The organism is Streptomyces griseus, from assembly GCF_001715295.1.
Lineage (GTDB): Bacteria > Actinomycetota > Actinomycetes > Streptomycetales > Streptomycetaceae > Streptomyces > Streptomyces griseus_G.
Window position 1 is genome coordinate 409,138 of record NZ_MDKB01000002.1, and the last position, 13,213, is coordinate 422,350.

General features: G+C 72.0%; 11 protein-coding genes. 9 read left to right on the forward strand and 2 right to left on the reverse strand.

Features of this window, described 5'->3' with window-relative positions; genetic code table 11:
* Nucleotides 1-85 precede the first annotated feature (85 nt).
* The 4 genes from BA175_RS08300 (at nucleotide 86) to BA175_RS08315 (ending at nucleotide 2,716) form a co-directional block, all read left to right on the forward strand.
* Nucleotides 86-715: an AIM24 family protein gene (locus BA175_RS08300; RefSeq protein ID WP_069170649.1), complete on the forward strand. Its 630-nt coding sequence runs from the start codon at nucleotides 86-88 to the stop codon at nucleotides 713-715.
* Nucleotides 715-1,365 carry an AIM24 family protein gene (locus BA175_RS08305; RefSeq protein ID WP_069170650.1) on the forward strand — a complete coding sequence of 217 codons (651 nt, stop codon included), beginning with the start codon at nucleotides 715-717 and terminating at the stop codon, nucleotides 1,363-1,365. Before BA175_RS08300 ends, BA175_RS08305 begins: the two co-directional genes overlap by 1 nt.
* Nucleotides 1,362-2,144, forward strand: coding sequence for an AIM24 family protein (locus BA175_RS08310; RefSeq protein WP_069170651.1), 783 nt, complete (start codon nucleotides 1,362-1,364; stop codon nucleotides 2,142-2,144). Before BA175_RS08305 ends, BA175_RS08310 begins: the two co-directional genes overlap by 4 nt.
* A 95-nt stretch (nucleotides 2,145-2,239) precedes the next feature.
* The gene (locus BA175_RS08315; protein WP_069170652.1) at nucleotides 2,240-2,716 is read left to right on the forward strand and encodes a MarR family winged helix-turn-helix transcriptional regulator; all 477 of its coding nucleotides are present in this window, start codon (nucleotides 2,240-2,242) and stop codon (nucleotides 2,714-2,716) included.
* Nucleotides 2,717-2,932: 216 nt separating this feature from the next.
* Here the strand turns inward: BA175_RS08315 and meaB are convergent, their stop codons facing one another.
* Both meaB and BA175_RS08325 read right to left on the reverse strand, forming a co-directional pair.
* Nucleotides 2,933-3,904 (reverse strand): methylmalonyl Co-A mutase-associated GTPase MeaB, encoded by a 972-nt coding sequence (meaB, locus tag BA175_RS08320; protein ID WP_069170653.1) that lies wholly within the window; start codon nucleotides 3,902-3,904, stop codon nucleotides 2,933-2,935.
* Nucleotides 3,905-3,934: 30 nt separating this feature from the next.
* The gene (locus BA175_RS08325) at nucleotides 3,935-5,137 is read right to left on the reverse strand and encodes an acetyl-CoA C-acetyltransferase (RefSeq protein WP_079159457.1); all 1,203 of its coding nucleotides are present in this window, start codon (nucleotides 5,135-5,137) and stop codon (nucleotides 3,935-3,937) included.
* Nucleotides 5,138-5,432: 295 nt separating this feature from the next.
* Here BA175_RS08325 and mce point away from each other — a divergent pair, with 295 nt between their 5' ends.
* The 5 genes from mce to BA175_RS08350 all read left to right on the forward strand — a co-directional run bounded on the left by mce (nucleotide 5,433) and on the right by BA175_RS08350 (nucleotide 13,099).
* A complete protein-coding gene (gene mce / locus BA175_RS08330; RefSeq protein WP_069170655.1) occupies nucleotides 5,433-5,861 on the forward strand; it encodes a methylmalonyl-CoA epimerase in 429 nt (142 codons plus the stop codon).
* A 244-nt stretch (nucleotides 5,862-6,105) separates the two neighbouring features.
* A complete protein-coding gene (scy, locus tag BA175_RS08335) occupies nucleotides 6,106-9,933 on the forward strand; it encodes a polarized growth protein Scy (RefSeq protein WP_069170656.1) in 3,828 nt (1,275 codons plus the stop codon).
* Nucleotides 9,934-10,285: 352 nt separating this feature from the next.
* Nucleotides 10,286-11,224, forward strand: a complete 939-nt coding sequence (locus BA175_RS08340) for a cellulose-binding protein (protein ID WP_069170657.1) — start codon at nucleotides 10,286-10,288, stop codon at nucleotides 11,222-11,224.
* A gap of 85 nt (nucleotides 11,225-11,309) precedes the next feature.
* The gene (locus BA175_RS08345) at nucleotides 11,310-12,314 is read left to right on the forward strand and encodes an ATP-binding cassette domain-containing protein (RefSeq protein ID WP_069170658.1); all 1,005 of its coding nucleotides are present in this window, start codon (nucleotides 11,310-11,312) and stop codon (nucleotides 12,312-12,314) included.
* Between the two features lie 5 nt (nucleotides 12,315-12,319).
* A complete protein-coding gene (locus BA175_RS08350) occupies nucleotides 12,320-13,099 on the forward strand; it encodes an ABC transporter permease subunit (protein ID WP_069172009.1) in 780 nt (259 codons plus the stop codon).
* Nucleotides 13,100-13,213: the final 114 nt, after the last annotated feature.

Sequence of the window (13,213 nt, forward strand, 5' to 3'; positions counted from 1 at the left end):
CTCATATCAGGGCCGGGCAGGGGTGCGGATCCTCCCTGGGGACCTGTCCCCGGGGCCGCACGGCGGCTACGGTCGCCTCGTGGCGATGTTCCGACTCCAAGGCAGGACGCTGGCCGTCGACCTGACCGGCGACGCCGTCAAGGCGAAGAACGGCTCGATGGTCGCGTACGACGGCCGGATGGCCTTCAAGAAGATGACCGGCGGCGGTGAGGGGATCCGCGGCATGGTGACCCGCCGGCTGACCGGCGAGCAGATGGCGATGATGGAGGTGAAGGGGCAGGGCACCTGCTGGTTCGCCGACCGTGCCGGCGAGATCAACCTGGTCACGCTGCACGGCGAGACGCTGTACGTCGAGGCGAGCAACCTGCTGGCGGCCGACGCGGGGCTGCGCACCGGCACCACCTTCACGGGGCTGCGGGGCGGGGCCACCGGAAACGGCCTGTTCACCACGACCGTCGAGGGGAGCGGCCAGGCGGCGATCATGTCGGACGGTTCGGCCGTGGTCCTGCGGGTGACGCCCCAGTACCCGCTCAACGTCGACCCGGGCGCCTACATCGCGCACCAGGGCGATCTGCGGCAGCACTTCCAGTCCGGGGTGAGCTTCCGTACGTTCATGGGCGAGGGCTCCGGCGAGTCCTTCCAGATCCGCTTCGAGGGCGACGGCCTCGTCTACGTGCAGCCGAGCGAGCGGAACACCGTCGGGGGCGATGTCTGATGCCGTTCACCGAGATCAACTCGAAGATGGTCGAGGCGAGGGTGCTGCCCGGCCGGAAGATGTACAGCCAGCGCGGGGCGATGCTCGCCTACCGGGGCGACGTGTCGTTCACCCCGAACATCCAGGGCGGGCAGGGCGGCCTGGCCTCCATGATCGGCCGGCGCGTCGCCGGTGAGGCGACCCCGCTGATGACGGTCGAGGGCGACGGCACGGTGTTGTTCGGCCACGGCGGTCACCACATCCAGGTCGTCGAACTGGCCGGCGACACCCTCCACGTGGAGGCGGACCGGCTGCTCGCCTTCGACGGGACGCTCCAGCAGGGCACGATGTTCATGGGCTCGCAGGGCGGCGTGATGGGCATGGTGCGCGGCCAGGTGACCGGGCAGGGCCTGTTCACGACCACCCTCACGGGCCATGGGGCGGTCGCGGTGATGGCCCACGGCGGGGTGATCGAGCTGCCGATCACCCCGGGCCGCCCGGTGCACGTGGACCCGCAGGCGTACGTCGCGCACCACGGAGAGGTGACCAACAAGCTCTCCACGGCGCTCGGCTGGCGCGACATGGTGGGGCGCGGCTCCGGGGAGGCGTTCCAGCTGGAGCTCAGCGGCAGTGGTGCGGTGTACGTCCAGGCGTCGGAGGAGAAGCTGTGAGCACCCCTGTGATCTTCGACCCGGTGACGCTGCCGTCGGACGACAACGTCAACGCGTACACCTTCTGCGTGGAGCTCAAGGGGAGCCAGTGGTTCCTGCAGAAGGGCAAGATGATCGCCTACTACGGGCGGATCGACTTCAACGGCATCGGGCACGGCCGTTTCGAGCGGCTGATCCGTACGAGCTTCCACTCCCCGCTCCACGCGAGCGACTGGGTGGTGGCCGAGGGCAGCGGGAAGATGCTGCTCGCGGACCGGGCCTTCGACGTGAACTCCTTCGACCTGGAGGACGGCAACCTCACGATCCGGTCCGGCAATCTGCTCGCGTACCAGCCCTCGCTGGCGCTGAAGCAGTCGATCGTGCCGGGCTTCCTGACCCTGATCGGCACGGGGAAGTTCGTGGCCGCCTCCAACGGCCCGGTCGTCTTCATGGAGCCGCCGATCCGGGTGGACCCGCAGGCCCTGGTGGGCTGGGCGGACTGCCCCTCGCCGTGCCACCACTACGACCACGGGTACATGACGGGCGTCATGGGCGGCCTGCGGTCCCTGACCGGGATCGGCGGCACGTCGGGCGAGGAGCACCAGTTCGAGTTCGTCGGCGCGGGTACGGTGCTGCTCCAGTCCACCGAGACACTGATGGCCGAGCAGGCGACGGGTCTCACCCCGCACGAGCCGGGGGTGCCGGGCGGCGGGCAGCACTCACCGGGGGCGGGTCAGCACGGGTCCACCCCGCGCATGCCCGGTCAGCTGGGGGACCTCCAGCGCCGCTTCGGTCTGTGAACGGTACTCTGCGGAGTGTGACACGAGGTCGCGCGTGCCCGTTCTCACACCACCCGAATTCGTCCGGCTTTCAACTTCTTAGGTAGAATCCATACATGGAGACCGAGACGGCCACCCGCTGGCTGACCGATGCGGAGCAGTGCGCCTGGCGTACCCACCTGGATGTCGCCAGACTGCTGACACACCAGCTGGAGAAGGACCTCCAGCCGTTCGGGCTGACCATGAACGACTACGAGATCCTGGTCAACCTCTCGGAGTCGGACGACCAGCGCATGCGGATGAGCGATCTCGCCGGCGCCACCCTTCAGTCCAAGAGCAGGCTCTCCCACCAGATCACCCGCATGGAGACCGCGGGACTGGTGCGGCGCGAGCACTGCGAGTCGGACCGGCGCGGGCTGTTCGCAGTCCTGACCGAACTGGGTGCCGAGACCATGCGCAAGGTGGCGCCGCACCATGTCGAGTCGGTGCGCAGGCACTTCATGGACCTGCTGTCGCCCGAGGCGCTCGCCGAACTGCACGCGGCCCTGACCCCGATCGCGGACCACCTGCGCGGCCGGCGCGGCAAGCCCTGACACGACGGCCCGCCGAACCCCCGCCGGATCGACGTGACGGCCCGGAGGACGGACGCCGCGCCGCTCCGCGGGGCCGTGGGGCGGGCCGCCGCGGGCACCGGCGCCCCTGGGCGGCCGGTGGACGGCTCGTCCCCGGCTGCCGGCCCGGCGGGGACCACGGGGACGGCGCCGCCCCCGTGCCGGCTTCCCGGGCGGCCCGCACGCCGCCCGGGGCCGTCAGTCCCGTGCCGGGCTGCCGGTGAGCCCCGCGACCAGTTCGTCCGCCGCCGCGTACGGGTCCAGCGACCCGGCGGTGATCCGTTCCGCGAGCGCGTCCAGCCGGCGGTCGCCGTGCAGGTCCGCGATCTTCTCGCGCAGCGCGGTGACGGCGATCGTCTCGACCTCGCGGGCCGCCCGCGCGGTGCGCCGCTCGGCCAGGACGCCGTGCTCCTCCATCCACGCCCGGTGCTTCTCGAGCGCCTCGACGACCTCGTCGACGCCCTCGCCCCGGGCCGCGACCGTCTTCACGATCGGCGGCCGCCAGTCGCCCGGCCCGCGGGACTCCCCCAGACCCAGCATGTGGTTGAGCTCGCGGGCGGTGGCGTCGGCGCCGTCCCGGTCGGCCTTGTTCACGACGTACACGTCGCCGATCTCCAGGATCCCGGCCTTCGCCGCCTGGATGCCGTCGCCCATGCCCGGGGCGAGCAGCACGACGGAGGTGTCGGCCTGGGAGGCGATCTCCACCTCCGACTGGCCCACCCCCACCGTCTCCACGAGGATCACGTCGCAGCCCGCCGCGTCGAGCACCCGGATCGCCTGCGGTGCCGACCAGGCGAGACCGCCGAGGTGGCCGCGGGTGGCCATCGAGCGGATGTAGACGCCCGGGTCGGAGGCGTGCTCGGACATCCGGACCCGGTCCCCGAGGAGCGCGCCCCCGGAGAACGGCGACGACGGGTCGACGGCCAGCACCCCGACCCGCCTGCCCGCCTTGCGGTAGGCGGAGACCAGCGCCGAGGTGGAGGTGGACTTGCCGACGCCCGGCGATCCGGTCAGGCCGACGACGTACGCGTGGCCCGCCAGGGGGGCCAGGGCCGCCATCACCTCGCGGAGCTGGGGCGAGGCCCCCTCCACCAGGGAGATGAGCCGGGCCACCGCACGCGGCCTGCCCTCGCGCGCCTGTTCCACCAGGGTGGGGACGTCCACCTTCACGCTCGGTCTCCTCGCTCTCGTACGGTGTGACTACTTGCCGGGGACCCGGATGATCAGCGCGTCGCCCTGACCGCCGCCGCCGCACAGCGCCGCCGCTCCGGTGCCGCCGCCGCGCCGCTTGAGCTCCAGCGCCAGGTGCAGGACCACCCGGGCACCCGACATGCCGATCGGGTGGCCGAGAGCGATCGCGCCGCCGTTCACGTTGACCTTGTCCGAACTGACGCCGAGGTCCTTCATCGACTGGACCGCGACGGCCGCGAACGCCTCGTTGATCTCGATGAGGTCGAGGTCCTCGACGCCGATGCCCTCCTTCTTCAGGGCGTGACGGATGGCCTGCGACGGCTGCGACTGGAGCGAGTTGTCCGGGCCGGCCACGTTGCCGTGGGCGCCGATCTCGGCGATCCACTCCAGACCCAGCTCCTCGGCCTTGGCCCTGCTCATGACGACGACCGCGGCGGCGCCGTCCGAGATCTGCGAGGAGGTGCCGGCCGTGATCGTGCCGTCCTTGGAGAAGGCGGGGCGCAGCTTGCCGAGCGATTCGGCGGTCGTCTCCGGGCGGATGCCCTCGTCCTTCGAGAAGAGGACGGGCTCGCCCTTGCGCTGCGGGATCTCGACCGGGGTGATCTCGGCCTCGAAGAGGCCGTTCTTCTGGGCGGCGGCGGCGCGCTGGTGCGACAGGGCGCCGATCTCGTCCTGCGCGGCGCGGTCCAGGCCCAGACGGGTGTTGTGCCTCTCCGTGGACTCGCCCATCGGGATGTTGTCGTAGGCGTCGGTCAGGCCGTCGTACGCCATGGAGTCGAGCATCTCGATCGCGCCGTACTTGTGGCCCTCACGGGACTTCGGCAGCAGGTGCGGGGCGTTGGTCATCGACTCCTGGCCGCCGGCGACCACGACGTCGAACTCTCCCGCGCGGATCAGCTGGTCGGCGAGGGCGATGGCGTCGAGGCCGGACAGGCAGACCTTGTTGACGGTGAGCGCGGGGACGTTCATCGGGATTCCGGCCTTGACCGCCGCCTGCCGCGCCGGGATCTGCCCTGCCCCGGCCTGGAGCACCTGGCCCATGATCACGTACTCGACCTGGTCGCCGCCGATGCCCGCGCGGTCCAGCGCGGCCTTGATGGCGACGCCGCCGAGGTCGGCGCCGGAGAAGCTCTTCAGGGAGCCGAGGAGCCGGCCCATGGGCGTCCGCGCGCCCGCGACGATCACTGAGGTGGTACCGGTCGTTCCTGACATGAGGCGCAGCCCCTTGGGATCGGTTGTGAACGAGGGTGGGGAGGGGCCGGCACATGAGGAGCGGCGTCACGGGGCCGGTCACGCACGTCTGCGGCGTTGTCGTCGGTCGCCATGGCTCCGCCATGACTCCCTCCTCCGCCTTGCATCCGCACGCATCCGGCCCCGCTCCTTCTCCCACTCCTCATGTGCCGGTCCCTCCGCTCGAATGTACTGAGCGGTACCGCGCCCGTCATCCGGCAGTGGGTGTGATCGCGCGCACGTTGCGTAACCATCCCCGGGGCGCTGCACTGGTTCCATGCTGACGCGAATCGACCACATCGGAATCGCCTGTTTCGACCTCGACAGGACGGTGGAGTTCTACCGCGCGACGTACGGGTTCGAGGTGCACCACACCGAGGTCAACGAGGAGCAGGGGGTCCGGGAGGCCATGCTCAGGATCAACGGGACCTCGGACGGCGGTGCCTCGTACCTCCAACTGCTGGAGCCGACCCGTGAGGACTCCGCCGTGGGCAAGTGGCTGGCGAAGAACGGTGAGGGCGTGCACCACATCGCCTTCGGCACCGCGGACGTCGACCAGGACGCCTCGGACATCCGCGGCAAGGGGGTCCGGGTGCTGTACGACGAGCCGCGGACCGGATCGATGGGGTCCCGGATCACCTTCCTGCACCCCAAGGACTGCCACGGCGTCCTCACGGAACTGGTCACCGCCAGGGACGAGCACTGACCGACCCGTACCCGGCCCGGTAGAGTGGGTGGTTCCGGGCCGGGGCCGGGCCGGGGCCGCACCGCGTTCCCACCGCTGATCTGTCACCATTCCCCGGGGGGACCGTTCGTCCGGCGAGCGGTACTCGTTCGGAGAATTGCGACCAGGGTTGGGGTCCCCCCTGCTCAGTGGGTCATCCCCTGCTCGAACGAAGTTGAGAGCTTGGGGAAGAAATTGAGAGCTCGGGGAAGGATGGGACCGCGCAGTGCGGGGCTACGAGAGCCAGCAGAGCCACCGAGCTGACGACGACCATCTCTCGCGGTTCGAAGCCGAGATGGACCGGCTGAGGACCGACCGGGAGAAGGCCGTCCAGCACGCCGAGGACCTCGGCTACCAGGTCGAGGTCCTGCGTGCCAAGCTGCACGAGGCCCGTCGCACCCTCGCGACCCGTCCCGCGCACGACGGCACGGACTTCGGCTACCAGGCCGAGCAACTCCTGCGCAACGCCCAGATCCAGGCCGACCAGCTGCGCACCGACGCCGAGCGCGAACTGCGCGAGGCCCGGGCGCAGACGCAGCGGATCCTGCAGGAGCACGCGGAGCACCAGGCGCGTCTGCAGGCGGAGTTGCACACCGAGGCGGTCCAGCGGCGTCAGCGCCTCGACCAGGAACTGGCCGAACGCCGGCAGACCGTCGAGTCCCACGTCAACGAGAACGTCGCCTGGGCCGAGCAGTTGCGGGCCCGGACGGAGTCCCAGGCCCGCCGGCTCCTGGACGAGTCCCGCGCCGAGGCCGAGCAGTCGCTGGCCGCCGCCCGCGCCGAGGCGGCCCGGCTCGCCGACGAGACCCGACGGCGCCTCAACGCCGAGGCGGAGGCGGCACGTTCCGAGGCCGAGGCCACACTGCTGCGGGCCCGCCGGGAAGCGGAACGGCTGATGGCCACCGCCTCCACCCAGGCGCAGGAGGCCACCGCCCACGCCGAGCAGCTGCGCTCGACGGCCACCGCCGAGACCGACCGGACGCGGCAGCAGACCGCGGAGCTCAACCGCACGGCCGAGCAGCGCGTGCAGGAGGCCGAGACCCGGCTGCGCGAGGCCCGCCTGGAGGCCGAGAAGGTCGTCGGCGAGGCGAAGGAGGCCGCGGCCAAGAGGCTGGCCGGCGCCGAGTCGCAGAACGAGCAGCGCACCCGTACGGCCAAGTCGGAGATCGCCCGGCTGGTCGGGGAGGCCACGAAGCAGGCCGAGGCCCTGAAGGAAGAGGCCGAGCAGGCACTGGCCGATGCCCGGGCGAAGGCCGAGCGGCTGGTCACCGAGGCGGCGGAGAACGCCCGTACGGTCGCCGCCGAGGACGCGGCGGCCCAGCTCGCCAAGGCCGCGCGCAGCGCCGAGGAGGTCCTCACCAAGGCCTCCGAGGACGCCAGGTCCACGACCAAGGCGGCGGCCGAGGAGGCCGACCGGATCCGCCGCGAGGCCGAGGCCGAGGCGGACCGGCTGCGCGGCGAGGCCGCCGAGCAGGCCGACCAGCTCAAGGGCGCGGCCAAGGACGACACCAAGGAGTACCGGGCCAAGACGGTCGAGCTGCAGGAGGAGGCGCGCCGGCTCCGTGGCGAGGCGGAGCAGCTGCGGTCCGAGGCCGTCGCCGAGGGTGAGCGCATCCGCGGCGAGGCCCGCAGGGAAGCGGTCCAGCAGCTGGAGGAAGGGGCCCGCACCGCCGAGGAGCTGCTGACCAAGGCGAAGACGGACGCCGAGGAGCTGCGGACCTCCGCGGGCGCCGAGGGCGAGCGGGTACGCGCCGAGGCCGCCGAACGCGCCGCCACGCTCCGTAAGCAGGCCGAGGAGGCCCTGGAGCGCAGCCGCGCGGAGGCGGAGAAGCTCCGTGCCGAGGCCGAGGAGCAGGCAGCCGCTCTGACGTCGGCCGCGGAGGAGGCCGCCGGGAAGCTGCGCGAGGAGACCGAGCGCGCGATCGAGGCCCGCAAGGCCGAGGCGGCCGACGAGCTGGCCCGGATGCGCTCGGAGGCCGAGTCCCGCCTCGCCTCCGCCGAGGAGACGCTCGGCAAGGCGCGTACGGAGGCCGAGCGGGTCCGCCGGGAGACGAGCGAGGAGTCCGAGCGGCTGCGCGCGGAGGCCGCCGAACGGCTGCGCGGGCTGCAGGAGCAGGCCACGACGGAGGCCGAGCGGCTGCGCGACGAGGCCGCCGCCGACGCCGCGGAGTCCCGCGCCGAGGGTGAGGCCGTCGCCGTCCGGCTGCGCACGGAGGCCGCCACCGAGGCGGAACGGCTGAGGACGGAGGCGCAGGAGAGCGCCGACCGGGTGCGGTCCGAGGCCGCCGCCGCGGCCGAGCGGGTCGCGGCGGAGGCCGCCGAGGCCCTCTCCGCCGCCCAGGAGGAGGCCGGCCGGCGCCGCCGCGAGGCCGAGGAGACGCTGGGCAGCGCCCGTGCCGAGGCGGAGCAGGAGCGCGGGCGCGCCCGCGAGCAGAGCGAGGAACTCCTCGCCTCCGCCCGCAAGCGGGTCGAGGAGGCGCAGGCCGAGGCCCAGCGGCTGGTCGAGGAGGCGGAGCGCCGGGCGGCCGAGATGGTCTCGGCGGCCGAGCAGACCGCCCAGCAGGTACGCGACTCCGTCGCCGGGCTGCAGGAGCAGGCCGAGGAGGAGATCGCCGGGCTGCGGTCGGCCGCCGAGCACGCGGCGGAGCGGACGAGGACCGAGGCGCAGGAGGAGGCGGACCGGGTCCGGGCCGACGCCCACGCCGAGCGCGAGCGGGCCGCCGAGGACGCCGGCCGGATCCGCCAGGTGGCGCACGAGGAGTCGGAAGCCGCGAAGGCACTGGCCGAACGGACGGTCTCCGAGGCGATCGCCGAGTCGGAGAAGCTGCGTTCGGACACCTCGGAGTACAGCCAGCGGATGCGTACGGAGGCGTCCGACGCCCTCGCCTCCGCGGAGCACGACGCCTCGCGCGCACGGGCCGAGGCCCGTGAGGACGCCAACCGGATCCGGTCCGAGGCGGCGGCGCAGGCCGATCTGCTCGTCGGCGAGGCGACGAGCGAGAGCGAGCTGATCCGCGCCGAGGCCGCCGAGCAGGCGGAGCGGTTCGTGGGCGAGGCGACCGACGAGGCGGAACGGCTACGGGCGGAGGCGGCGCAGACCGTCGCTTCCGCGCAGGAGCACGCGGCCCGCACCCGCGAGGAGGCCGAACGGCTGCGCGCCGAGACGGAGTCCGCGGCGGACCAGCTGCGTGCCGAGACGGAGTCCGCGGCGGAGCAACTGCGCGCCGAGGCCCGCCAGGAGGCGGACCGGGTGCTGGACGAGGCGCGCGAGTCCGCGGCGAAGCGCCGTGCCGACGCGGCCGAGCAGGCCGACCAGCTCGTCGCCAAGGCCCGGGAGGAGGCGTTGCGCGCCGCCACCGAGGCCGAGGAGCAGGCCGACAGGATGGTCGGCGCGGCGCGCAACGAGGCGGTCCGGATCACCTCGGAGGCCACCGTCGAGGGCAACTCCCTGGTGGAGCGGGCCCGTGCGGACGCGGACGAGCTGCTCGTCGGTGCGCGCCGGGACGCCACGGCCACCCGGGAGCGTGCGGAGGAGCTCCGGACCCGTCTGGAGGCCGAGATCGAGGAGCTGCACGAGCGGGCGCGGCGCGAGACCTCGGAGCAGATGAAGACGGCGGGCGAGCGTGTCGACAAGCTGATGAAGGCGGCGACGGAGCAGCGCGCGGAGGCCGAGGCGAAGGCAAAGGAGCTGCTGGCCGACGCGAATTCGGAGGCGAGCAAGGTCCGGATCGCGGCGGTGAAGCGCGCGGAGTCGCTCCTCAAGGAGGCCGAGACCAAGAAGGCCGAACTGACCCGTGTGGCCGAGAAGCTGCGCTCCGACGCCGAGGCCGAGGCCAAACGGATCGTCGACGAGGGCCGTCGTGAACTGGACCTCCTGGTCCGCCGGCGCGAGGACATCAACACGGAGATCTCACGCGTCCAGGACGTGCTGGAGGCGTTGGAGTCCTTCGAGGCTCCCGCCGTCCCCGGCAAGTCCGCCAACAGCGGCACGGGGGCCGTCAAGACGGGCGCCACGGCGGGCAACCGGGCGGGTGGCAAGGCGTCGGATGGGTAAGGATCGTCCCGCGGTTCCCGGTGGATCGGCGCGCGGCGTCGGATGCGGTGCGTCGCACGGCGGAGGGACGTCCGCATACCGGATGTACGGGAACGTTCCCCCGACGCGGCGAGGTGTCGCAGCCTCGTGCCCACCGCGCAGTGCGGGACGGCCGTCAGGCACTGCTCACCGGCCGGACCGCGCCGGGTAATTTGCCATGAACATTCAACCCTTCGGTGACAAGTACTCCGCGGGGCAGCCACTCAAAAGGGGTGTCATTCTCCATATCAAAGCGGCATCTTCACGTTGACACGCCGCCCGGACCCCTAGGATTCCTTCCAACACCTCACCGGTCTCATTCGACAGGAACCCCATGAGCGACCCTTCCTCCCCCTTCGGCTTCGAGCTCGTGCGACGTGGATACGACCGCGGTCAGGTGGACGACCGCATCACCAAGCTCGTCGCCGACCGTGACAGTGCTCTCGCCCGCATCACCTCTCTGGAGAAGCGGATCGAGGAGCTCCACCTCGAGACGCAGAACGCCCAGGCCCAGGTCAACGAGTCCGAGCCGTCCTACGCCGGGCTCGGCGCCCGCGTGGAGAAGATCCTCCGCCTCGCCGAGGAGGAGGCGAAGGACCTGCGTGAAGAGGCCCGCCGCGCCGCCGAACAGCACCGCGAGCTGGCCGAGTCGGCCGCCCAGCAGGTGCGCAACGACGCGGAGTCCTTCGCCGCGGAGCGCAAGGCCAAGGCCGAGGACGAGGGCGCACGCATCGTCGAGAAGGCCCAGGGCGAGGCGGGCACGCTGCGCAACGACGCCCAGAAGGACGCCCAGCAGAAGCGCGAGGAGGCGGACGCCCTCTTCGAGGAGACCCGCGCCAAGGCCGCCCAGGCCGCCGCGGACTTCGAGACGAACCTCGCCAAGCGCCGCGACCAGTCGGAGCGCGACCTCGCCTCCCGCCAGGCGAAGGCCGAGAAGCGTCTCGCCGAGATCGAGCACCGCGCCGAGCAGCTCCGTCTGGAGGCGGAGAAGCTCCGCACGGACGCCGAGCGCCGGGCCCGTCAGACGGTGGAGACCGCGCAGCGCCAGTCCGAGGACATCGTGGCCGACGCGAACGCCAAGGCCGACCGGATCCGCAGCGAGTCGGAGCGCGAGCTCGCGGCGCTCACCAACCGCCGCGACTCGATCAACGCCCAGCTGACCAACGTCCGGGAGATGCTGGCGACGCTGACCGGTGCCGCGGTGGCGGCCGCCGGTTCGCCGTCGGACGACGAGCCCGCCACCCGCGGGGTGCCGGCCCAGCAGAGCCGCTGACGCCGCGTACATCAGCTGTACCCTTTGCGCGCCCGGTTCCACCCGTGTGGTGGCGCCGGGCGCGCGGGCGTTCTAGCGTGATCGCATGATCGAGCTCGACGGCCTCACCAAACGCTTCGGCAACAAGGTTGCCGTCGACGACCTGTCATGCCGGGTCAGACCGGGCATGGTGACGGGCTTCCTCGGTCCGAACGGGGCGGGCAAGTCCACCACCATGCGCATGATGCTCGACCTCGACAACCCGACCAGCGGCTCGGTCCGCATCGACGGCAAGCACTACCGCGAGCTGCGGGAGCCGCTGAAGCACATCGGGGCCCTGCTGGAGGCCAAGGCGATGCACGGCGGCCGCAGCGCGTACAACAACCTCCTGTGTCTGGCGCAGAGCAACCGCATCCCGGCGAGCCGGGTCTCGCACGTGCTCGACATGGTCGGGCTGGGCGCGGTGGCGAAGAAGAAGTCGAAGGGATTCTCCCTCGGTATGGGCCAGCGGCTGGGAATCGCCGCCGCGCTGCTCGGTGATCCGGAGATCCTGATGTTCGACGAACCGGTCAACGGCCTGGACCCCGAGGGAATCCACTGGATCAGGAATCTGATGAAGGCGCTCGCCGCGGAAGGCCGGACGATCTTCGTCTCCTCGCACCTGATGAGTGAAATGGCCCTCACCGCCGATCACTTGATTGTGATCGGCCAGGGCAGGCTGCTCGCCGACACCTCCATGGCCGACTTCATCCACGAGAACTCCCGCAGCTTCGTGCGGATGCGCTCCCCGCAGCAGGAGCGGCTGCGGGACGTGCTGCACGGGGCGGGGATCGTGGCGGCCGAGACCGGCGACGGCGCCCTGGAGATCGACGGCGCGGCACCGGAGGCACTCGGTGAGCTCGCGGCCGGACACGGGATCGTGCTGCACGAGCTCAGCTCCCAGCGCGCTTCGCTGGAGGAGGCCTTCATGCAGATGACCGCGGGCGCCGTGGAGTACCACGCCCACTCCGAGCGCGAGGGTGCCCAGCCGCCGCCGGTGGGACCGCACTGGGGCGACCGATGGACCGGGCAGGCCGGTGCCGGGTCCGGCGACGGCCCGAAGGGGGCGTGACGGGCATGGCCTCGGTATCCGCCGTCCTGAATTCCGAGTGGACCAAGATCCGCACGGTCGCGTCGACCACCTGGACCCTGATCTCCGCCTTCGTGGTCACCGTCGCGATGGGCGCGGCGCTCAGCGCCCTGCTGAACGCCCAGTTCGACGACCTGCCGGCCGCGGAGCAGGCCACCTTCGACCCCACGTTCGTCAGCTTCTCCGGCATGGTCCTGGGCCAGCTGGCGATGGTCGTCTTCGGCGTCCTGGTGGTCGGTACGGAGTACAGCTCCGGCATGATCCGCACCTCGCTCGCGGCCGTCCCGCAGCGCGGCTCGTTCCTGTTCAGCAAGATCGCGGTGGCCGGCGCGCTGGCCCTGGTGGTCGGGCTCGCCACCAGCTTCGTGACCTTCTTCCTCAGCCAGGCCCTGCTGGGCGAGCACGGTACGGACATCGGCGCGGAGAACGTGCTGCGCGCCGTCTTCGGCGGCGGCGTCTACATGGGGCTGATCGCGGTCTTCTCCATGGGTGTGGCGGCGATGCTGCGCAGCTCCATGCTGTCGCTCGGGATCCTGATGCCCTTCTTCTTCCTCGTCTCGCAGATCCTCTCCGCGGTTCCGGGCGCCAAGAGCGTGGCGCGCTACTTCCCCGACCGGGCCGGATCCAAGATCATGCAGGTGCTGCCCGACGCCATGAACAGCGATCCGGCACCCTACGGGCCGTGGGGCGGGCTCGGCATCATGGTGCTGTGGGTGGTGGCCGCGCTGATCGGCGGGTACCTCGTCCTGCGGAAGCGGGACGCCTGAGAGCCTGTGGGGTGACCTGGGACCGGAAAGCGGACGCGGTCCGGCGCGTGCGATCCCGAGGCGCCGGACCGCCCGCGTGGCGGAGCTACGTGGGCGTTCCGGCAACGCGGGAAG

What these genes read in the sequence shown, in the direction of transcription:
- BA175_RS08350 (WP_069172009.1), top strand. Translation starts at nt 12,320, where the DNA reads ATGGCCTCGGTATCCGCCGTCCTGAATTCCGAGTGGACCAAGATCCGC.
- BA175_RS08305 (WP_069170650.1), top strand. Translation starts at nt 715, where the DNA reads ATGCCGTTCACCGAGATCAACTCGAAGATGGTCGAGGCGAGGGTGCTG.
- BA175_RS08325 (WP_079159457.1), bottom strand. Translation starts at nt 5,137, where the DNA reads ATGTCAGGAACGACCGGTACCACCTCAGTGATCGTCGCGGGCGCGCGG.
- BA175_RS08300 (WP_069170649.1), top strand. Translation starts at nt 86, where the DNA reads ATGTTCCGACTCCAAGGCAGGACGCTGGCCGTCGACCTGACCGGCGAC.
- mce (WP_069170655.1), top strand. Translation starts at nt 5,433, where the DNA reads ATGCTGACGCGAATCGACCACATCGGAATCGCCTGTTTCGACCTCGAC.
- BA175_RS08315 (WP_069170652.1), top strand. Translation starts at nt 2,240, where the DNA reads ATGGAGACCGAGACGGCCACCCGCTGGCTGACCGATGCGGAGCAGTGC.
- BA175_RS08345 (WP_069170658.1), top strand. Translation starts at nt 11,310, where the DNA reads ATGATCGAGCTCGACGGCCTCACCAAACGCTTCGGCAACAAGGTTGCC.
- BA175_RS08340 (WP_069170657.1), top strand. Translation starts at nt 10,286, where the DNA reads ATGAGCGACCCTTCCTCCCCCTTCGGCTTCGAGCTCGTGCGACGTGGA.